The sequence below is a fragment of the Ruegeria sp. A5 genome, from assembly GCF_056543005.1.
Window position 1 is genome coordinate 44,130 of the sequence record NZ_JBQGAV010000010.1, and the last position, 19,800, is coordinate 63,929.

The 19,800-nt window shown below is 57.4% G+C and carries 19 protein-coding genes and 1 tRNA gene; 9 read left to right on the top strand and 11 right to left on the bottom strand.

Translation table 11 applies throughout. The features are described from left to right. Positions 1 to 269 precede the first annotated feature (269 nt). Positions 270 to 346: transfer RNA gene (locus ACR0AY_RS18480), tRNA-Arg, on the bottom strand. A gap of 114 nt (positions 347 to 460) precedes the next feature. Here ACR0AY_RS18480 and ACR0AY_RS18485 point away from each other — a divergent pair. Together ACR0AY_RS18485 and ACR0AY_RS18490 are read left to right on the top strand one after the other, a co-directional pair. Continuing rightward, a complete protein-coding gene (locus ACR0AY_RS18485) occupies positions 461 to 1,486 on the top strand; it encodes a LacI family DNA-binding transcriptional regulator (RefSeq protein WP_170399205.1) in 1,026 nt (341 codons plus the stop codon). Positions 1,487 to 1,492: 6 nt separating this feature from the next. Continuing rightward, complete coding sequence (locus tag ACR0AY_RS18490) at positions 1,493 to 2,707, top strand: DNA glycosylase AlkZ-like family protein (protein ID WP_170426259.1); 1,215 nt, start codon at positions 1,493 to 1,495, stop codon at positions 2,705 to 2,707. Here ACR0AY_RS18490 and ACR0AY_RS18495 read toward each other — a convergent pair. Further along, positions 2,700 to 3,665 (bottom strand): helix-turn-helix transcriptional regulator, encoded by a 966-nt coding sequence (locus ACR0AY_RS18495; RefSeq protein ID WP_480454497.1) that lies wholly within the window; start codon positions 3,663 to 3,665, stop codon positions 2,700 to 2,702. The genes ACR0AY_RS18490 and ACR0AY_RS18495 overlap by 8 nt on opposite strands. A 112-nt stretch (positions 3,666 to 3,777) precedes the next feature. Further along, on the bottom strand, positions 3,778 to 4,212 hold the full coding sequence (gene hpaR, locus ACR0AY_RS18500; RefSeq protein WP_170515396.1) for a homoprotocatechuate degradation operon regulator HpaR: 435 nt from the start codon (positions 4,210 to 4,212) through the stop codon (positions 3,778 to 3,780). Positions 4,213 to 4,339: 127 nt separating this feature from the next. Between hpaR and ACR0AY_RS18505 the strand changes: the two genes are divergently transcribed. After that, positions 4,340 to 5,749, top strand: coding sequence for a pyridoxal-dependent decarboxylase (locus tag ACR0AY_RS18505; protein ID WP_170515399.1), 1,410 nt, complete (start codon positions 4,340 to 4,342; stop codon positions 5,747 to 5,749). On the opposite strand, the gene ACR0AY_RS18510 is transcribed toward ACR0AY_RS18505, so the two are convergent. Beyond that, positions 5,746 to 6,888, bottom strand: coding sequence for a DUF3095 domain-containing protein (locus ACR0AY_RS18510; RefSeq protein WP_170515402.1), 1,143 nt, complete (start codon positions 6,886 to 6,888; stop codon positions 5,746 to 5,748). The genes ACR0AY_RS18505 and ACR0AY_RS18510 overlap by 4 nt on opposite strands. Positions 6,889 to 7,033: 145 nt before the next feature. Between ACR0AY_RS18510 and ACR0AY_RS18515 the strand changes: the two genes are divergently transcribed. From ACR0AY_RS18515 to ACR0AY_RS18525, 3 genes are all read left to right on the top strand, one after another. Further along, positions 7,034 to 8,206 (top strand): MFS transporter, encoded by a 1,173-nt coding sequence (locus ACR0AY_RS18515; protein ID WP_170515405.1) that lies wholly within the window; start codon positions 7,034 to 7,036, stop codon positions 8,204 to 8,206. Positions 8,207 to 8,221: 15 nt separating this feature from the next. Then, positions 8,222 to 9,256: a glycosyltransferase family 4 protein gene (locus ACR0AY_RS18520; RefSeq protein WP_170648977.1), complete on the top strand. Its 1,035-nt coding sequence runs from the start codon at positions 8,222 to 8,224 to the stop codon at positions 9,254 to 9,256. A gap of 113 nt (positions 9,257 to 9,369) precedes the next feature. Then, positions 9,370 to 10,392 carry an aspartate-semialdehyde dehydrogenase gene (locus ACR0AY_RS18525; protein ID WP_170648989.1) on the top strand — a complete coding sequence of 341 codons (1,023 nt, stop codon included), beginning with the start codon at positions 9,370 to 9,372 and terminating at the stop codon, positions 10,390 to 10,392. 143 nt (positions 10,393 to 10,535) lie between these two features. Here the strand turns inward: ACR0AY_RS18525 and ACR0AY_RS18530 are convergent, their stop codons facing one another. The 3 genes from ACR0AY_RS18530 to ACR0AY_RS18540 all read right to left on the bottom strand — a co-directional run bounded on the left by ACR0AY_RS18530 (position 10,536) and on the right by ACR0AY_RS18540 (position 12,732). Further along, positions 10,536 to 11,228 (bottom strand): M48 family metalloprotease, encoded by a 693-nt coding sequence (locus tag ACR0AY_RS18530; RefSeq protein WP_480454503.1) that lies wholly within the window; start codon positions 11,226 to 11,228, stop codon positions 10,536 to 10,538. Positions 11,229 to 11,629: 401 nt separating this feature from the next. Then, on the bottom strand, positions 11,630 to 12,166 hold the full coding sequence (locus ACR0AY_RS18535) for an SRPBCC family protein (protein ID WP_170408759.1): 537 nt from the start codon (positions 12,164 to 12,166) through the stop codon (positions 11,630 to 11,632). Between the two features lie 86 nt (positions 12,167 to 12,252). Then, a complete protein-coding gene (locus ACR0AY_RS18540; protein WP_170399250.1) occupies positions 12,253 to 12,732 on the bottom strand; it encodes a phosphoribosyl-AMP cyclohydrolase in 480 nt (159 codons plus the stop codon). Positions 12,733 to 12,945: 213 nt separating this feature from the next. On the opposite strand from ACR0AY_RS18540, the gene ACR0AY_RS18545 reads away from it, so the two are divergent. The 3 genes from ACR0AY_RS18545 (at position 12,946) to ACR0AY_RS18555 (ending at position 15,516) form a co-directional block, all read left to right on the top strand. Further along, the gene (locus ACR0AY_RS18545; RefSeq protein WP_480454498.1) at positions 12,946 to 13,335 is read left to right on the top strand and encodes a hypothetical protein; all 390 of its coding nucleotides are present in this window, start codon (positions 12,946 to 12,948) and stop codon (positions 13,333 to 13,335) included. A 64-nt stretch (positions 13,336 to 13,399) separates the two neighbouring features. After that, complete coding sequence (locus tag ACR0AY_RS18550; RefSeq protein ID WP_170515411.1) at positions 13,400 to 14,782, top strand: M17 family metallopeptidase; 1,383 nt, start codon at positions 13,400 to 13,402, stop codon at positions 14,780 to 14,782. Then, positions 14,779 to 15,516 carry an NlpC/P60 family protein gene (locus ACR0AY_RS18555; RefSeq protein ID WP_170515414.1) on the top strand — a complete coding sequence of 246 codons (738 nt, stop codon included), beginning with the start codon at positions 14,779 to 14,781 and terminating at the stop codon, positions 15,514 to 15,516. The genes ACR0AY_RS18550 and ACR0AY_RS18555 overlap by 4 nt, the downstream gene beginning before the upstream one ends. Here ACR0AY_RS18555 and ACR0AY_RS18560 read toward each other — a convergent pair. From ACR0AY_RS18560 to ACR0AY_RS18575, 4 genes are all read right to left on the bottom strand, one after another. Next, the gene (locus ACR0AY_RS18560) at positions 15,513 to 15,863 is read right to left on the bottom strand and encodes a DUF2794 domain-containing protein (RefSeq protein WP_170399260.1); all 351 of its coding nucleotides are present in this window, start codon (positions 15,861 to 15,863) and stop codon (positions 15,513 to 15,515) included. The genes ACR0AY_RS18555 and ACR0AY_RS18560 overlap by 4 nt on opposite strands. 78 nt (positions 15,864 to 15,941) lie before the next feature. Further along, a complete protein-coding gene (locus tag ACR0AY_RS18565) occupies positions 15,942 to 17,606 on the bottom strand; it encodes an ABC transporter permease (protein WP_170515416.1) in 1,665 nt (554 codons plus the stop codon). 106 nt (positions 17,607 to 17,712) lie between these two features. Then, positions 17,713 to 18,930: an acyl-CoA synthetase family protein gene (locus ACR0AY_RS18570; RefSeq protein ID WP_170426281.1), complete on the bottom strand. Its 1,218-nt coding sequence runs from the start codon at positions 18,928 to 18,930 to the stop codon at positions 17,713 to 17,715. Positions 18,931 to 18,949: 19 nt separating this feature from the next. Next, on the bottom strand, positions 18,950 to 19,783 hold the full coding sequence (locus ACR0AY_RS18575; protein WP_170399269.1) for an ABC transporter ATP-binding protein: 834 nt from the start codon (positions 19,781 to 19,783) through the stop codon (positions 18,950 to 18,952). Between the last annotated feature and the right edge of the window lie 17 nt (positions 19,784 to 19,800).

The following is a 19,800-nucleotide window of genomic DNA, read 5'->3' on the forward strand; positions in this document are numbered from 1 at the left end:
TTAAGTGCCGTCGCTTTGTGCTTAACGCCCCCAAGGCTTCTGATGATGTTTCGACCAAAGGTTTTGCCTGTCTCGGGGTCTGTGGTTCCCTTTTAAATTTTGGGCGCAGACATGCGAAACCACCACGCCGTACTAGGTCCACGTGGCTGCTCAAGGTTGCTATCATTACTCATGGCCTGGTCATAGTAGTGTAGATTCGAGGTGTAACTCCACCACACCCACAACGCCACGTCTTACATTTCGTCAATAAAATAGGGGTTTAGGATAACTGGCGACCCCGGCAGGATTCGAACCTGCAACCTGCCCCTTAGGAGGGGGCTGCTCTATCCAGTTGAGCCACGGGGCCGCGCGTCGTTTTCTCTAGCGGGGTTTTTTCAGATTGTCATGGGCTTTGCACAACAGTTGAACAATTCGCCCTGTTCACGCTACCATCGGCCAAACAAACAATGCAGGTATCTCGGTGACAACAGAAACAAAACGCCCGCTTACCCTTCGTGATGTCTCGGAAGCGTCCGGAGTATCCGAAATGACCGTTAGCCGGGTGCTACGTAATCGCGGGGATGTGTCGGATGCCACCCGTACCCGTGTTTTGGCCGCCGCAAAAGAGCTGGGATATGTGCCCAACAAGATCGCGGGAGCATTGGCGTCAAGCCGGGTGAATCTGGTCGCTGTGATCATCCCGTCATTGTCAAATATGGTCTTCCCCGAAGTTCTAACCGGTATCAATCAGGTGCTGGAAGATACTGAACTGCAGCCGGTGGTTGGCGTCACGGACTATCTGCCAGAAAAAGAAGAAAAAGTGCTGTACGAGATGCTCTCGTGGCGGCCCTCAGGCGTGATCATTGCCGGGCTGGAGCATACCGAAGCCGCGCGCGCTATGCTGGATTCAGCTGGCATACCGGTGGTCGAGATCATGGATACCGATGGCAAACCGGTGGATGCGATGGTGGGAATCTCTCACCGCCGCGCCGGGCGCGAAATGGCGCAGGCAATCCTGAAAGCGGGCTATGAGCATATCGGGTTTATGGGCACCAAGATGCCGTTAGACCACCGTGCCCGTAAACGGTTCGAAGGGTTCACCGAAGTATTGGGCAAGCACGGGATCGAGATTGAGGACCGTGAATTTTATTCGGGTGGCTCAGCGCTGGCCAAGGGGCGCGAGATGACACAAGCGATGCTGGAACGCTCGCCCGAGTTGGATTTTCTGTATTATTCCAACGATATGATCGGCGCGGGTGGGCTGCTGTATTTGCTGGACCAAGGGATCGATGTGCCCGGTCAAATCGGATTGGCCGGATTCAACAATGTGGAGCTGCTGCAGGGGCTACCACGCAAGCTGGCCACCATGGATGCCTGCCGGACCGAGATTGGGCGCACCGCGGCCGAGATCATTGCGGCGAAGCTGGCCGATCCGGATTCCGAGGTTGAAACCCGCGTTACCCTAACCCCCAAGATCAGCTATGGCGACACGCTGAAACGGCGATAACGCCAGATGGCGCAGCAACGTCTGGACAACCGCGCTGCGCGGGCGCTGTTCATGGATCGGCACGCGCTTTTGGAACAGCCTACCGGAAGTTCCAAAGGCGATGACTTGTTACAGCTGATCCATCGTTTAGGGTTTGTCCAGCTTGACAGTATCAACACCGTCGCCCGCGCGCATGACATGATCCTATATGCGCGTAAGCCCAGCTATCGCGCGCGCCACCTCAAACACCTCTATGAACGCGACCGCGCGCTGTTTGAGCATTGGACGCACGATGCGGCGGTGATTCCAATGGAATTCTATCGCCATTGGCATCTGCGGTTCCTGCGCGATGCCGACATGCTGAAAGCTCGTTGGAAGAACTGGCGGCGAGACGGGTTTGAGCAAAAGTTCGAAACCGTCCTACAACATATCCGCGACCATGGTCCGGTTGGCTCGTCCGATGTGGGAAAAGACGAGAAAAAGGGATCTGGCGGTTGGTGGGACTGGCATCCATCCAAGACCGCGCTGGAATATCTCTGGCGATCCGGCGCGCTGACCGTGGTTGGACGCGATGGGTTTCAGAAACGCTATGACCTGACAGAGCGGGTTATAGAAACTCAACTTTGCCCCGGCAATTTGCACTGCGACGCAAATGAAACTGTGGATTGGTTGTGTAACGCCGCACTCGACCGGCTGGGGTTCGCCACATCAGGAGAGCTTGCCGCGTTCTGGGATACGGTAAGCGCTGCCGAGGCAAAATCCTGGTGCCAACAGGCTCTAACACAGGGTGAAATCGAAGAGATCTGCGTCGAATGCGCAGACGGGCGGGAACGAAAAGTGTTCGCCCGCCCCGGTCTATGCGAACACGCAGCGGCGATGCCCGATGCGCCGGGCCGGATCAGAGTTCTCAGCCCTTTTGACCCTATGTTGCGTGACCGGAACCGGGCCGAGCGGTTGTTCGGATTCCACTATCGGATCGAGGTGTTCGTACCCGAACCCAAGCGTATCTACGGCTATTATGTCTTCCCGTTGCTTGAGGGGCACCGGTTAATCGGGCGCATCGACATGAAGGCCCAGCGAGACCGTGGACTGTTGCGAATCCGATCCGTATGGCCAGAAAGGTCGGTGCGTTGGTCTGATGCAAGAACCCGCCGCCTGCAGGCCGAATTGGACCGGGTAAGGCGATTTGCGGAACTGGACGGGGTGGAATTTGAAAAGGATTGGCTGAAAGATCCTAAATAGAACTCAATTTTTCGATCAGGAAACCTTGTTCCTCAATCAGTAGGCGCAGCTCGTTCAGCGAAACATGGGGCGCCCTGCCCGATGTATCTAGCTGCGCATTTGCCCGCCCATACAAAGCCTCGCGACTGGCCAATATGTTCTTGAGCTGTTCCATCGCCTTGGGATTTCCGGCCATCGGGCGTTCGTCGCCTTGGGCGCGCACGCGGTCCATATGCTCGGTCGGTGACGCGCGCAGCCAGATGGTGTGAAACCGGCCAAGCAGGGTAGCATAGGTCGAAGGCTCTGATACGATCCCGCCCGCGACTGCCAGCACGACCCGATCATGCTCTGCAATCACCCGATCCAGCGCCTGCGCTTCCAGATTGCGATACCCGTCTTGCCCGTAGAACGCCATCACTTCAGACATGGGCATGCCGGCCATCTCTTCAATCATGGCTGTGAGCTCAACAAACGGCAGTCTTTGTGCAGCGGCCAGCATAGCGCCAAGAGTTGACTTACCCGCTCCGCGTAATCCAATCAGACAAACCCGATGCGCACGTGCATCCTCATCTGGGTGAGGTTGCAATGCACGCCTGACGCTTTCTTTGACGTCGTCGCTGGCTTGTCGGAAAAGCTCAACTATCTGCAAAGCATCCGAATCCCACGGATCATCTTCACCAATCAACCATTCGGCTTTGTAATCCAGTGCCTGTGCGACACGGTGCAACACGCCGATCGAGATGTTGCCCTCACCCGCCTCAAGCTGCGCCAAATAGCGTGGGGAAACGCCCGAGTTCTCAGACAGAATCCGGCGCGGGATGCCTCGCATTTGACGCGCCCGGCGTACTCGCGCGCCCACTCGCTCGCTTAAATCCTGCTTTGCAATATGTGCAGGCAGTGCCGGTTCTGGCGGTTTGGGCCCATCCATCTGCATTGAACCGTTTGTTAAAGGTAAGGATGAGGCTACGACGCGAACCATCTACGGGCAACGAATATTACCTTCTCCGCCCACAATGCTTATCGTTTGGGGCCCTGAACGAGGTCTGAACGACGACAAGCAGTTTGGTTAGAGCCTGTTCTGAGCATTGCGCTCAGCCTTCCAGCTGGTGAAGCTCTACCAGAAGGTCCAGCAACTTCTCGTGCTGCTCTGCCCCGAGCAAAGAGCGGGTGTGTTCCGCCAGCTCCAACATTTCCGCCAGATTTGCGTCGATAATTTGCAACCCATTCTCGCTGATTTCGACAATCTGTCGGCGGCGGTCTTTGGTATCCGGCCGCCTCATGATCAGCTTGCTGTCTTCGAGCTTTTTCAGAATGCGCGTCAGGCTGGGCAACAAGAGGCAGGCGCGCTCGGCGATCTGAGTAGGCTCCTGAGGTCCTTCTTCCTGCAAAACGCGCAGAACGCGCCATTGTTGCTCGGTGACGCCAGCATCCGTTAGCACACCACGAATAGGCCCCATCACCTTTTCCCGAGCGCGCAACAACGCTATCGGCAATGATCGGGACGTCTGTGGTAAGTTCTTTGACATATGGAATTTTCGCGCAATTCCAAATATTTCGCAATAGAACGTTGGTTGTGGTTGAGTTTCGTTTACTGGACTTTACTTAACTTGTTTAGCATATGATACTGACAAAAAGGCTACCGAGGCGGATAAGATGAAATGGAATGAATTCTCCGATTGGGGCAAGAAGGTTGCCGAGTGGACGCAAGACTATCACTTGACGGTGGGCGGCAAGCCCGTGCGCGCCCGGACCGAGCCGGGCGATATCCTGAACGCTCTGCCCGCGCATCCCCCTGAGCAGGGCGAGCCGATCGAGGACATCTTTCATGATTTCGAACAAATCGTGATGCCCGGCATTAGCCATTGGCAACACCCTCGGTTCTTCGCCTACTTCAATTCGAACGCCTCGGCCCCGTCTGTTCTGGCCGAGTTCCTGGCCAGCGCCATCGCGCCGCAATGTATGCTGTGGCAGACCTCGCCCGCCGCAACCGAGATGGAAACACGAATGATGGACTGGCTGCGCGAAGCGCTGGACCTGCCCAAAGGTTTTGCCGGGGTCATTCAGGATTCGGCGTCATCTGCGACATTGGCGGCTGTGCTGACCATGCGCGAGAAGGCGATGAACTGGCAGGGCAACACGCTGGGGCTGTTCGGTCAAAAGCCACTGCGCATTTATTGCTCTTCCGAGGTTCATACCTCAATCGACCGCGCAATCTGGGTTGCGGGGATTGGACAGGACAATCTGGTGCGCATCCCCGTGCAAGGTGATTGGCGTGGAATGAACCCCGAGGCGCTTGAAGCAGCGATTCAATCAGATTTAGAGTCTGGTTTTCACCCGGCGGGCGTGATCCTTTGTGTTGGAGGGACCGGAACCGGGGCAACTGATCCAGTGGATCGCTGCCTTGCGATCGCACAGAAATACGGCCTTTATAGCCATGTCGATGCAGCCTGGGCGGGGTCGGCGATGATCTGCCCCGAATATCGTCACTACTGGCCGGGGATCGATCAGGCCGACAGCATTGTATTCAATCCCCATAAGTGGCTGGGCGTGCAATTCGATTGCTGTGCGCATTTCCTGAAAAACCCCGATGATCTGGTCCGCACACTTGCGATCAGCCCGGAATATCTGAAAACCCACGGCAAGGACGGGATCATCAATTACTCGGAATGGTCGGTGCCATTGGGACGTCGGTTCCGCGCGCTGAAACTGTGGTTCGTCATCCGCACCTATGGGCTGGAGGGGCTGCGCGAACGGCTGCGGAATCACGTCAATTGGTCGCGCGCGCTGCATGATCGTCTAGCAGCAGAACCGGATTTTCGGATCGTGACGCCTCCAATGTGGTCTCTTTGGACCTTCAGATACGAGCCGGATGGGGCCGACGATCTGGATGATCTGAACCTGCGGCTGGTGAATGCAATCAATGATGATGGGCGGATCTACCTGACACAGACCCGCGTGGATGGCGATCTGGTCATCCGCTTTCAGGCCGGTCAGTTTGAAACCAAAGAACAGGACGTGATGATGGCCTATGACGTGATCACAGAAATCGCTCGAGGGCTTTAGGCCCTCATTGACGCTGCAGCCTGCGCGTATCCCCCCGAGGCCCCGTCAACAAAGTGCACATGGTCGTCGCGCATGGCCGAGGGAACAAAGCAGGTCATCATCGCCTCTTGCTGAGCGTGCATGCCATATCTGATTTTGCCTTTTGTTTGCGCGTCGTCCAGCATCTGAGTGAGCTGTTCCAACGTGCTCGAGTCACAATCCAGTGTCATTTTCAGACCGTCATCAAACTTTCGGAAATCAGCGTTGCGACTGACCATCTCCTTGTAATGCTTGGGTTCGAATTGACCCAGGCGCATCCCGGTTTTGAACAACAAGCCGATCAACATATTCCCGATCATCAAGCGTGTTTTCTGCATCAGAAGATTCCGACCCGCGCGTGAGACATGGGCATCGATATCGACGCCGGGCGGAGGGAAACTCATCGGAGGTCCTTTGGCCGGAACCGGGTGACCGGCGCGTTCTAGCCCTTCGGCGACGGACAGGATGGATTGAGTCAGGGCGGCGAATTCAGCCTCATTAGACTCTGATGTAGGTTGAATAACCAGTGAAACGATCTGACCAACCCTCGCTGGACTGTTGGACCAACGACAGGATAGGCCGGTCAGATCGGGCTGCGCGTCAGGTCCGGCTGGTTGAACAACAAGTTGCCCGGATTTCATCTGAGCCTCGGCCCAGGCCAGTCCCCCGCCGGTAAACATCGCATAGTCAACGCCGGTGGACGGCGCAAAGCGCGCAACACGCAGATCACGTCCAGCGGCGCGGATGTCGGCCACCGAAACCAGCGCCGCGCGCAGAGTGATGGCGAATTCCGTTTCGGCCCAGCTTTGCAATGTTGCCAGCGTATCCCGCGCGATCTCGGCATCCTCACCCGATACGGCGAATCCAGCACCATCACCACCGAAGACATACGGGAATATGCGCCCGCCCAGCGCATTGATCATGCCTGAAATCACGGCCGCCCCCACCATGTTGACGGTCTTGTACCGGCCCCGCGCGATTTCACCGGTAGAATCTACGATATCGGCGACGCCCAGCACCCATGTCTCGGGCAAAGGTGTGAACTGCGCGGGGTCACTGAGGCTGAGGAAATTGTCCGAAATGGGGACGGAGTCATAAAATACAGAGTCTGAGAGGGTCATAACACACTCGGAAAATCCAAAATCTGCAGTGATGATAGCTCAATTGTGAAGAATGTCCGCCCCAATCGATTCAATCATGGCACTTGTGCCGATCAACGCGGCGTGCCAAGCATCGGGGCGAGGCAGCTAGACAATAGGTCAAGAAATGCAGGCAGGTTTGGTGATCTTGTGTCTGGCCTATGTACTCAGCCAGTTTTTCCGCGCTTTTCTGGCAGTTTTAAGCACCGATCTGGGACGCGATATCGGCGCAACACCCGAAGACCTCGCCTTTGCCTCAGGTCTTTGGTTTCTAATCTTTGCGGCGATGCAGATCCCGGTGGGCTGGGCACTGGACCGCGTCGGTCCTCGGCGCAGTTCTGCGGTGCCGCTACTAATCGGCGGGGCTGGCGGGGCTGGCCTGTTTGCGGTCGCAACGACCCCATTCCATGTGGCACTCGCCATGGCGCTGATCGGGGTTGGATGTTCGCCCGTTCTGATGGCGTCCTACTATATCTTTGCCCGAGAGTTTCCGCCCGCCAAATTCGCCACGCTCGCCGCCGTGATGCTGGGCGTAGGGTCTGTCGGCAATCTGGTCGCCTCATACCCCACGGCGCTGGCGGTCGAGCTGATGGGCTGGCGCGCTACGCTGGCCGGTCTGGCGATTATCTCTGCTGCGGTGGCTGCGGGGATCTGGCTGACGGTGCATGACCCTGAAAAGGTAAAAACCGAGCAAAAAGGATCACTTCTGGACCTGCTGAAAGAACCTGCGCTGTGGACCATTCTGCCGCTCATGCTTGTGTCTTATGCGCCATCGGGTGCGATCCGAGGGCTTTGGGCCGGGCCGTATTTGAATGACGTGTTCGGGCTCAGCACCGCTCAGATCGGGACGGCAACGTTGATCATGGGGGCCGCGATGATCGCGGGAACCTTCGCCTATGGGCCGCTGGACCGTATCCTGGGCACCCGGAAATGGGTGATCCTGGGCGGTAATACCTTGGGAGTCGCAGCACTGGGCCTGCTGTGCCTGTGGATTGACAGCGGCGTTTGGGTCTCGGTGCTGCTGTTGGCGGTGATCGGCTTTCTGGGCGCCAGTTTTCCGGTGATCATGGCCCATGGCCGGGCCTTCGTGCCGCCGCATCTGGTCGGTCGGGGCGTTACCCTGCTGAACCTTTTTGGCGTTGGCGGCGTTGGTCTGGCGCAATTTGCCACCGGGCGCATCCATGCGGCCAGCGCCGGGATCAGCCCCTCAGCACCTTATACGGCGATCTTCGGCTTTTTCGCGGTCACCCTTGCCATTGGCTGCGTGATCTATCTATTCAGTCGGGACAGCGTGGACTGAAACCGGAGACCGCCCGTGCAGGACATTGAGGTGATTGCACCCAATCTGAAGCATTCCCTGTCGGGCGTGACAACGACGGTGATCCGACTGCTGCCAATCCAGCAGAAAATGATCGGCATCCGTGCCACCGGTCCCGGCCTGCCGCCAGATTTGCCCCATATCAGACTCTGGAAACTGTTGTTTCTACCCAATCGCAAACGGGTTTGGCATGCGCGCCGGAATACCGAGATGTTGATGGGTCTGTTTCTGCGCACTGTGCTTCGGCGCAACTACAAACTGCTATTTACCTCAGCCGCGCAACGTGATCATTCCGGGTTCACCAAGCGGCTGATTTCGAAAATGGACGCGTTGATCGCGACGACGCCTCAGGCCGCTTCCTTTCTGGAGCATCCCGCTACTGTCATCATGCATGGCGTCAACACCGAGCTGTTTCACCCAGCCGAGGACAAAAGCGCCCTGCGCCAAAAACTTGGCCTGCCAGACGGGCTGCTGATCGGGTGTTTTGGCCGTATCCGCCCTCAGAAAGGGGTCGACTTGCTGGTCGATGCCGCCCTGAAGATGCTGCCTAATCACCCCGATGCGCATGTGATCTTTACCGGGCGTACCACCAACGAATTTGAGGCGTTTCAGGCTGAGCAGGAGCAAAAGCTGCAGGACGCCGGGCTGGGCGACCGCGTTCATTTTCTGGGTGAGCGCCCTTGGGATGAGATTGTCGAGACCTATTGCGCGCTCGATCTGTTCGTTGCGCCCGCACGGCACGAAGGGTTCGGCCTTACACCGCTTGAAGCGATGGCCTCGGGCGTGCCCGCCATAGCCAGTCACGGGGTCGGAGCGTTCAGTGCGCAAATCAAGGATGGTGAGACCGGAAGACTGGTCGAGAAAGACAATGCCCCTGCACTGGCCGACGCGCTGGAGGATATGGTGCAGGACCGCGCCGCGCTGGCCGCTGCGGGACTAGCCGCGCGCGCCCATGTCGAGCAGAATTTTCGAATCGAAGGCGAAGCGCAGGCGATTGTCGAGGTTTATCGATCCTTGCTGAAACAACCCTGAACGTTACTGAACTGTGTCAAATCGGTGTGACGGGGTGAAATAAGCCGAAACGCCTCTTTTTTCTTTGCCGCAACGCGGCTATGAACGCGCGTCCTTAACTTTGGAGACATGAAATGGGCTATCGCGTCGTAGTCGTCGGCGCCACGGGTAACGTGGGCCGCGAAATGCTGAACATCCTGGCGGAACGCCAGTTCCCTGTCGATGAACTTGCTGCTCTGGCAAGCCGTCGTTCGCTGGGTACTGAGGTGACATTTGGCGACAAGACGCTCACTACCAAAGATCTGGACACATTCGATTTCACTGGTTGGGACTTGGCGCTATTTGCTGTAGGTTCCGAGGCCACAAAGGTTTACGCCCCTAAGGCGGCAGCGGCTGGCTGCGTGGTGATCGATAACAGCTCGCTCTATCGCTATGACCCGGACATTCCGCTGATCGTGCCGGAATGTAACCCCGAGGCGATCCACGACTATAAAAACAAAAACATCATCGCCAACCCCAACTGCTCGACCGCGCAGATGGTCGTCGCGCTGAAGCCTCTGCATGACCGTGCCAAGATCAAGCGCGTGGTTGTGTCGACCTATCAGTCGGTGTCGGGCGCCGGTAAGGAAGGCATGGATGAGCTTTGGGATCAGACCAAGGCCATCTATAATCCCACGACCGAGGTTGAACCGAAGAAATTCCAGAAGCAGATTGCCTTCAACGTCATTCCGCAGATCGACGTCTTCATGGAAGACGGCTCGACCAAGGAAGAGTGGAAGATGGTTGTCGAGACCAAAAAGATCGTCGATCCGTCGATCAAGGTCACCGCAACCTGCGTTCGCGTTCCGGTATTCGTCGGCCACTCCGAGGCCGTGAACATCGAGTTCGAAGAGTTCCTCGACGAAGACGAAGCCCGCGACATCCTGCGCGAAGCACCGGGCATCATGGTGATCGACAAGCGCGAAGCCGGTGGCTACGTCTCGCCCATCGAATGCGCGGGCGACTTCGCCACCTTCATCAGCCGTATCCGTCAGGACTCGACCATCGAGAACGGCCTGAACCTGTGGTGCGTATCCGACAACCTGCGCAAAGGCGCGGCGTTGAACGCTGTTCAAATTGCAGAATTGCTGGGCCGTGAAGTTCTGAAGAAGGGGTAACCTTCGCCAGTTGGTTATGACTCTATTAAACCCCGCTGCACCGCCAGTGGGGTTTATTATTTTGTGGACGGGCAGAGATGGCAATATTGCGGGGCAAAGCCGCCCTGTGCATGCGTTGCCATTGCCTATCCAGCACCAGTTGGTCAGTCACCGATCTGGGACATTGTCGCTTTTACCGCATGGTATCTTTGAGAGTTTGGGGGATGCGTCCCCAGAAAGCGATCACCAGGATCAGGAACTCGTGCGAAGTACAGCGCACCCTTGAGTGGATCATAACCCGCTTTGTAGGCTATTACAGTGCCTAGTCGATCAGCTTCCAATTCAAAGTTCTTTGAATAGCTGCGGCCGCCAACAAAGGCTCCAATGTCTTGTGCTGCGGCAATGTCATTCGGCCCTGACCCCGCAATTGTTGCTAGACCGGCCAAAAGCACCGCACCAGCCGCCGCATTTTGGGCCTGTCGCGCCAAATGCCCTTGAATGTGGTGAGCGGCCTCATGCGCCATAACAAATGCAAGTTCGTCAGTGTTGTTTACATTCCGTATCAGCGCTTGAGTCATTGTGATAACGGGGCGCCCCGACTTGCTTAAACTCTGATACGCGTTTGAGGGTGCTTTTTTGTCTGGATCAATGCGGATCAAAAAATCACAATTCACATTCTTAGTGCGGCGGCGGCATTCTCGTTCTGCCACAGGTTCTATTCGTGAGGCGACCTGACGGAACCTTATTTGTGCCTGTTGTGAACTGACGGGCGCGCTCGCGCGACCGGGGTTTGGAATAGGTGCTGATGGAGGAGTGGTGGTTGAAGCGCATCCCGCTAATGCCAAAACAGCTAACATCAATACCGTTCGCCTCATAAACACACCTTTCCAAATGTTCAGAGCATCAAAATCGAATCTGTGGCTTTCGAGAAACCAACTTGCACATTCGAACCTACGGTCTTCACGATTTGATATTCAATAACAGACGGGTTGTCGGTGGTCGCCCCGATTAAGCTGTCGTCAAAATGGTAGGCACTACAAATGGCATTGAAGCGAAGGACCAAACGATCCACGCCCCGTTCTGTATGGGCTTGAACCGAGTTGAACACCGCGTCAGCGGAGGTTATTTGCGCTGCACGATGGCTTGATCCCAGCCTCCTGCGCGGCAAAGGGACTGCTATGGGCGCACGTACATTTCAACAATCGTTTCTGGTATGGCCTCAAAGCAGTCATCAGAGAGATGCCTCCTGCCTGATCCTTCACCCCTGTCCCTCAACCAGCGTCTTCAAATTCTCCAACCCGCGCTCGTAATCTCCGCCGACCCAATTGTCCATCATTAGGCCCATCCAGCGGGACATGGGGTTCATACCAAGGTCGGATACGAATCCCCAGGTAACCTGTGTGCCTGATCCTTCTGGCCGCAACTGGAACGAGGCGGTGGCTGTCCCCATCGGGCCAAAATCCAGTGCGGTTTGCACGGACTGATCCGGGGTGCTCTCGGTGATTTCCTGCGAACCGGTTCCCACCTGCGGGTTGTCCGAGGCCCAGTTCAGCGTGTTTCCGACACCCGCTTCCGGGCCACTATAGCTCAGCTTGGTTTCGGGGTCTCGGGACAGCCAGGGGGACCATTTCTCGGTCTCCTGCATCGAATTCACATAGGGAAAGATCGCCGAGGCTGGTGCGTCGATTGTGATGCTGCGGGACACCTCGGCCTGACCAGGCAAAAGATATGATACTCCGACAAGCGCCAGAATGATCACCAGTAGGGTGACGAGAATGCGTTTAATCAATTTCATGAGCTCGATCCGATTCTGAAAACATCATCGGAAACATATCAAAAAATCGACGTAATTTCAGAGGCCCGATCGTATGACCCGCAGGATCAGGCCGGTGGCTGGTAAGGCAGCGACGAATGGTGCAGCACGATGCGAAGCACTCCGTCAGCGTCCTTTTTGTAGCCGAAGCTTTTGTCGACTTGCGTGATGTTACCTTGGCTATCCGTCAGAATGACCTTGCCCATCCACATGGCGACATCGCCTTCGACGAAGCTGGCCGATGTCTCACTTGCCATTTCGCGCCAACCCTTGATTCCGAAACCGCCATCAAGCGGAAATTCGGCATCGTGACCGACAAAATAGGCCAGTGCACCGTGGCGAGTCGGGCGAAAGGTTTGATCTCCGGACGCCATAGTTGGTTTGAACAGGACCGGACCCAGATTATAGCCGTATGCCGCATCCAGAACACCCTCGGCAACGGAACGGGCCGCATCGATCCCACCGTCTTCAAAAGCTTTGGAGATCGCAATCAACCCATCGCCCCAGGCGGTACGGGCAGCGGCCAGCTCGTCAGTGGTAATCGGCATGATCCTGTCCTTCTCTGTCCGGTTTCTATGGTACTGGCAGCAAGTGAGCGTCAACGCAAGAGGTGTGACCGGACTCTCGCCCGGTTTTGCCCACAGAACCGCGTGGAAGCCTGAATTCTCAGAAAATTCGACCCATTCTTTTGAACCGGTGCAAGGTTTTGCAAAGTATTTGCCGCCAATCTCTGACAGTGCCGTGGGGGCATTTCAATTGGGGTGAATGTGGTGGACAAGATTATCACACTGGAACAGAAAGAACCCGTGCGTCTGGACCCGGACCGCCTGAGCAGCCTGTACAATCAGCTTTGCGACACCAACGCGATGGACGTGCTGTGCCGCACGGTTGAAGAACTGGCGTTGCGGCTGTCGAATTGTGAACGGTTTTGGCGGCAACGCGATTGGGCCGGGCTGCGCAAATGCGCAAAATCTCTCGTAGCCATATCCGAGCAAATCGGCATGACAGCACTGGCACGTGTGGCAGGCGATGTAGCCTGTACTGTCGACGCTGGCGATGCGGTCGCGACAGGGGCGACTCTGAGCCGCCTGATCCGGGTGGGCGAGCGATCGCTGACTGCCGTCTGGGACCAACAAGATCTATCTGTCTGAGAGGGGGTTGCGAGTGTGCCGCAGACAGATAGTCTGGGCGAAAATCCAACCAGCCGAGACACGCATGACCCTGTCCTTCGCCCCTGCCTCCGACCCATCGCTGCCACTACATGTGTTAGAGCAATCAGATTTTGAAAGCTGGCTGACCGATCAGCCGGATCATATCCGAGCTTGGGTTGCGGCCGATGGGTTTTCCGGAGCTCTGGGTCAAACACTTCTGGTGCCCGGCACAGATGGTAATCCGCAGATTGCCATGGCGGGATATGGCAGCGCGGCAAAACGGGTACGCAAGCGATTTCCGCTAGCCGCTGCCGCAGAATCGCTGCCCAAGGGCACCTATCATATCGCCTCGGGCGTTCCCGCAGATGTGCTTGAGGCTGAATGCCTGGGCTGGCTGATGACGGGATATGCCTTTGATCGCTATGCAGCGCAAAGCCCGGCTAACGCCACGCTGATCGCGCCCGAGGGCGTAGATGCCCGGCGGATCGAAATCATGGCCAATGCCGAGGCATTGACACGGGATCTGGTCAACACACCCGCTTCGGACATGGGCCCGGTGCAATTACAACACGCGGTTGAGGCACTGGCACGGGAACACGGCGCAGACATCTCGGTCATCTCAGGCGATGCGTTGCTGGAACAGAATTTTCCGATGATCCACGCGGTGGGGCGTGCTGCCGAACAGGCCCCGCGTCTGATCGAGATGAACTGGGGCGATCAAGGGCCAAAACTAACATTAGTTGGGAAAGGGGTCTGTTTCGATACCGGCGGCCTGAATCTGAAACCCGGTGCTTCGATGGGGTTGATGAAAAAAGATATGGGCGGAGCGGCCAATGTGCTGGGTCTGGCCCGTATGATCATGGCGCTGGATCTGAAGGTGCAATTACGGGTCCTGATCCCGGCGGTCGAAAACGCAGTAGCGGGCAATGCTTTCCGCCCCGGCGACATCCTGACGGCGCGTAATGGGCTAACGGTTGAGATCAACAACACTGATGCCGAGGGTCGGTTGGTGCTGGCCGATGCCCTTGCTCTGGCGCATGAAGGGGCACCAAACCTGCTCATCTCGATGGCCACTTTGACTGGCGCGGCCCGGGTTGCATTGGGCGCTGATCTGGCCCCGTTTTATACCGATGACGACAAAGCCGCGGACGTGCTGGCGCGTGCTGGCCGGGCTGCCGCTGATCCGGTCTGGCGTATGCCTTTTCATGACCCCTATGAAGCGATGATCGAACCCGGCATCGCTAACCTCGACAATGCGCCTTCTGGTGGATTTGCAGGCTCTATCACCGCGGCACTGTTCCTGCGCCGGTTCGCTGCCGAAAGTCGCTATATGCATTTTGACATCTATTCGTGGCAACGCAGTAAGGAACCCGGTCGCAGCAAGGGTGGTTTGGGCCAAGGCCCGCGTGCCCTCCTGGGGGCTTTGCCAGAGATCCTTGGCCTATGACTCAGGCGCGCATCATTCAACCGGTCATAGACCTGCTACGCCACCCTGACGGTCCGCGCGACCGGCAATTGTTGTTCGGCGACACGGTCACTGTTTTGGACGACCAAAGCGGCTGGAGCAAGATCTCAGCCAGCAAGGACGGCTATACCGGATGGGTGGCGACAGACCATCTGGGACCAATTGAGCCACAGACTCACTGGATCGTCGCCGCTTCGACCCATGCCTATGAGAAGCCCGATATTAAAAGCCGCGATCTGACCTCGCTGAGCTTTGGCAGTAAAATCAGGGCTCTGTCTGAGGAGGGCGGGTTTCTGGAAACGCCAATCGGGTTCATTCCGGGGGTGCATGCCGTGCCCGCCTATTCCCTGCTGACCGATCCCGTTTCCGCGGCCGAACTTTTTCTAGGCACCCCTTATCTTTGGGGTGGTAACAGTCGATTCGGGCTGGATTGCTCGGGCCTCGTACAGCTCGCACTGCTCGCCTGCGGCGTTCCTTGTCCCGGAGACAGCGGCGATCAGGAACGCGAAGTTGGTGGATCGGTGCCCGAGGGCGATCCCGCACGGCGCGGAGACTTGCTATTCTGGAAAGGCCATGTTGCCTGGGTTGCCGCCGAAAACCTTCTACTTCACGCCAACGCCTATCACATGGCTGTCGCGCTCGAACCGATGGATCAAGCGATTGCCCGGATCGCTGCCCAGGGTGACGGGCCGGTTACAGCGCACAAAAGGCTCTAATCCAGGTCAACCGCACGGATAAGCTTGCGTTCCAGAACCCTCAGAACCGCGCGCAGATCGTGCCCGCGCTTCAAAATACGCCCATCCATGCCGACCACGGAATACATGCCCTGACGTAGCCGCAGACGCGGGTGCTTCTCGACCCTGTAAATGGGATGTTCCGCCGTGCGCCGAAAGATCGAAAACACCGCCATATCCCGCAGGTTCGAGATTCCGTAGTCGCGCCATTCACCGGCAGCAACCATTCGGCCATAAACAGACAGGATTTGAGACATCTCGCGCCGGTCAAACGCGACCGGCATCTGGGCAGAGCCGGACCCGAACCGGCTGGGAGGCTGCATGTTCATATGACAAGCCTTGCCGGAAATCGCCGTCGAATCAAGCCCACTGGCATCAAGGTGTTGTATTTTTGGATCGCCCGCCCGCTATCTGCGCCCAACCTGACGGCAAATCAAGATCACCGGCAGCAACCCGACAGCCAGAATAACCAGCGACGGAACCGCTGCACCTTCAAGCCTCTCATCCGAGGCCAGACGATAGGCCTGCACTGCTAGCGTGTCGAAGTTAAAAGGCCGCATGATCAGGGTCGCGGGCAGCTCTTTCATCACATCCACAAAGACAATCAACAGTGCCGTCAGCAATGAAGGCGTAAGGATCGGCAGATGTACCCGGCGCAGCGTTCCTAACGGGGTTTGACCCAGTGACCGCGCGGCGGCATCCATATTGGCGTGAACGGTACTCTGCCCACCTTCATAGGCGCTGAGCGCGGCGGCCAAAAAGCGCACCATATAGGCCGCGATCAACAACCAGATGGATCCAGTGACCAGCAGTCCGGTCGAGATACCAAAGGTTTGGCGCATCCACGCATCCAGTGCGTTGTCGAATCCCGCAAAGGGGACGATCAGCCCCACGGCGATCACGCCACCCGGCACCGCATAGCCCAACCGCGCCACATAAGCCGCCATGGCGGACCCGCGCCCGGGGCGCAGGCGTTGGAAGAATCCTATCGAAATCGCCGCGCTGACGGTGATAACCGCCGCAGCCCCCGCCAGTGTCAGCGAGTTCTGTATGAACCCGATATATCGGCGCGACAGCAGGTTCTGCTCGGATTCCAACCCCATCTGCACCAGGATAACCACAGGCAGAAGGAATCCGAACAGGACGGGAATTGCGCATAGCAGAAATGCCGCAAGTGATTGCCATCCCTTGAGTTGCGCCGCTGGCAGACCTGCGTGGCGCTTGCCTGCCTGATAGTATTTGGCTTTGCCGCGCTGTGTCCGCTCGGCCACGGCCATGACAAGCGCAAAACCCAACAGACAAAGGGCGAGTTGCGCCGCAGCAGCGCGATCAGCCATGGAAAACCAGCTTGTGTAGATGCCAGTGGCAAAAGTCTGCACTCCGAAATAGGCGACTGTGCCGAAATCGGCGATGGTTTCCATAACCGCCAGCAAGACGCCCCCCGCAATCGCCGGGCGTGCCATCGGCAGGGATACGCGCCAAAAGGCATGCCAGGGGCCGTTGCCCAGCGCCCGGGCCGCCAGAAAGGCCGTGGCGCTTTGCTGCAGAAACGCCGCGCGCGCCAGCAAATAGACATAGGGATACAACACCAGGATCAACATCACCGCCGCACCCTCGGTCGAGCGAATCTCGGGGAACCAATAGTCGCGCGGGCCCCAGCCGGTCACATCCCGCAGCGTGGTCTGAACGATTCCGGGGTGATCCAGAATGAAGGTATAGGCATAGGCCAGCACATAAGCCGGAAAGGCCAGCGGCAGGACCAGAGCGATTTCCAGCCACCGCACTCCGGGAAAGCGGGTCATCGTGACCAGCCACGCAGCGCCGACGCCAATCGAAAACGTCCCTGCTGCGACCAGCACCACCAGGATCACCGTGGTCAGCGCATAGCCAGGCAAAACAGTCTCTAACAAATGGGAAATTGTGTCGGTGCCACCGGTCACCGCCGCCAGAACAACCGCCACCATTGGCAACAGACAGGCGGCTGCCACGACATAGGCAATGCCGCCCACAAAGCGTGTGCCTAGTGCGCCGCGATTATGCGTTCCGTGTTCTGAATATTCGACTTCGGCCATGGCGTCTGACTGAGAATCCCGTAGGGTCTGCCTTTAATCGACTAAAACTCTAAGAAACACCAGTGGGCGGACTAACAAAAACTGCGGCAATGTTCGCCGCAGATCCCTATTCATAAACGCGCTGATCCTCGATCACCAAGCCATCTTTTGGTAATGAGCCCGGCGCCACAACTTCAATCGCGCCTTTCAGTTTCAGGACTTCGACCACCGATTTTGCATAGGCACCATCGTTCTCGCAGGGGCTTTCGATCTGAACGGTCATGGTATCCATCTCGCCCTGTCGCGCCGCAATGACACGCGCCTTGACGATTTCATCATGCTTGTCGACCAGCGCGGCCACCTGTTCGGGGCGGACGAACATGCCCTTGATCTTGGTGGTCTGATCGGCGCGACCCATCCAGCCTTTGATACGCATATTTGTGCGCCCGCACGGAGACTCTCCGGGCATGATCGCCGACAGATCACCGGTTGCAAATCGGATCAACGGGTAATCGGGGTTCAGCGTAGTCACAACCACCTCACCTACTTCACCAGGTGCAACCGGGGTTCCTGTGCCGGGGGTGACGATCTCAACGATCACGTGTTCGTCGATGATCATACCCTCCATCGCAGGGCTTTCATAAGCTATGTTGCCCAGATCAGCGGTCGCGTAGCATTGCAGGCAGACGATGCCCCGATCGGCGTAATCTTGTCGTAGGCTTGGAAACAGCGCCCCGCCACCCACAACGGCCTTGGAAAATTTCAGCGCGACGCCCATGGCTTCGGCTTTATCCAGAATGACTTTCAGATAGTCAGGCGTTCCTGCATATGCGGTGCAACCCACATCGCGCGCAGCTGTCACCTGCAACTCGGTCTGACCTGTACCTGCAGGCAGGACCGACGCGCCAACAGCCTGCGCGCCGCTTTCAAAGATCATGCCCGCGGGGGTGAGGTGATAGCCAAAACAGTTCTGAACGATATCGCCCGGACCAACCCCGGCTGCATTCAGGAACCGGCCCATGCGCCACCAGTCGTGATCAGTGCTGCCGGGTTCATAGATTGGCCCCGGAGATTGAAAGACATGCTGGAAATTCCGCGCCGGTTTGACGGTGAACCCTCCAAACGGAGGCCGGGTGCCCTGCGCCTTTGTCAGATCAGATTTTCGCAGAACCGGCAGTTGTGCCAGCGCCTGCATGTCTGTCACTGTGCCGGCGTCCACGTTGGACAGGATGCCGGCATATCCGGGCGCTTTTTGCGCGCGGGCAATCTGTTCTGGCAAGGCGCGCGCGTGATCAGCGGTGCGCTCGTCAGCGGATCGGGTTTCAAGCTTATCAAAATAGGTCATTGAAATATCCTCCACCCACTTACAGCCATCTCTTGCGGCGGCGGTATGAGCGCACGTCTCGAAAGCTCTTGCGGCCTTCGTCAGACATGCCGAGATAAAATTCCTTTACGTCCGGGTTTTCGCGCAATTCCGCGGCGGGGCCGTCCATCACCACGCGGCCAGATTCCAGAATATAACCGTAATGAGCAAACCTTAGAGCCACATTTGTGTTCTGCTCGGCCAACAGGAAGGACACGCCTTCCTTCTCGTTCAGGTCCCTTACGATGCCAAAAATCTCTTCGACAAGTTGCGGAGCCAGACCCATTGAGGGTTCATCAAGAAGGATGGTCTCGGGGCGCGACATCAGAGCCCTGCCCATCGCCACCATCTGCTGCTCGCCGCCCGAAGTATAACCGGCCTGACTACGACGGCGTTCCTTCAAGCGTGGGAAGTAATTGTAAACCAATTCAAGGTCCTGCTGGATCGCGGCAGACCCGTCCTTCCGGGTATAGGCACCGGTCAGCAGATTTTCCTCGACTGTGAGGTGTTCGAAACAGTGGCGGCCTTCCATGACTTGAATGACGCCCTTCTCAACCAAGGCAGCCGGGTCGCTTTCATGCACGCCCTCGCCGCGATATTTAATCGAGCCTTTGGTGACCTCGCCCCGTTCCGAATGCAGCAAGTTCGACACGGCCTTCAATGTGGTTGTCTTTCCCGCACCATTGCCACCCAGTAGGGCTGTGATGCCGCCCTTGGGCACAGTCAGGCTAACGCCTTTCAGAACAAGGATCACATGGTTGTAGATCACCTCGATATTGTTGACCTCAAGCAGGGTTTCCGCCTGCACGTCAGTGGTTTGTGCCGCATCCAACATCAGCGCGTGTCCTTGTG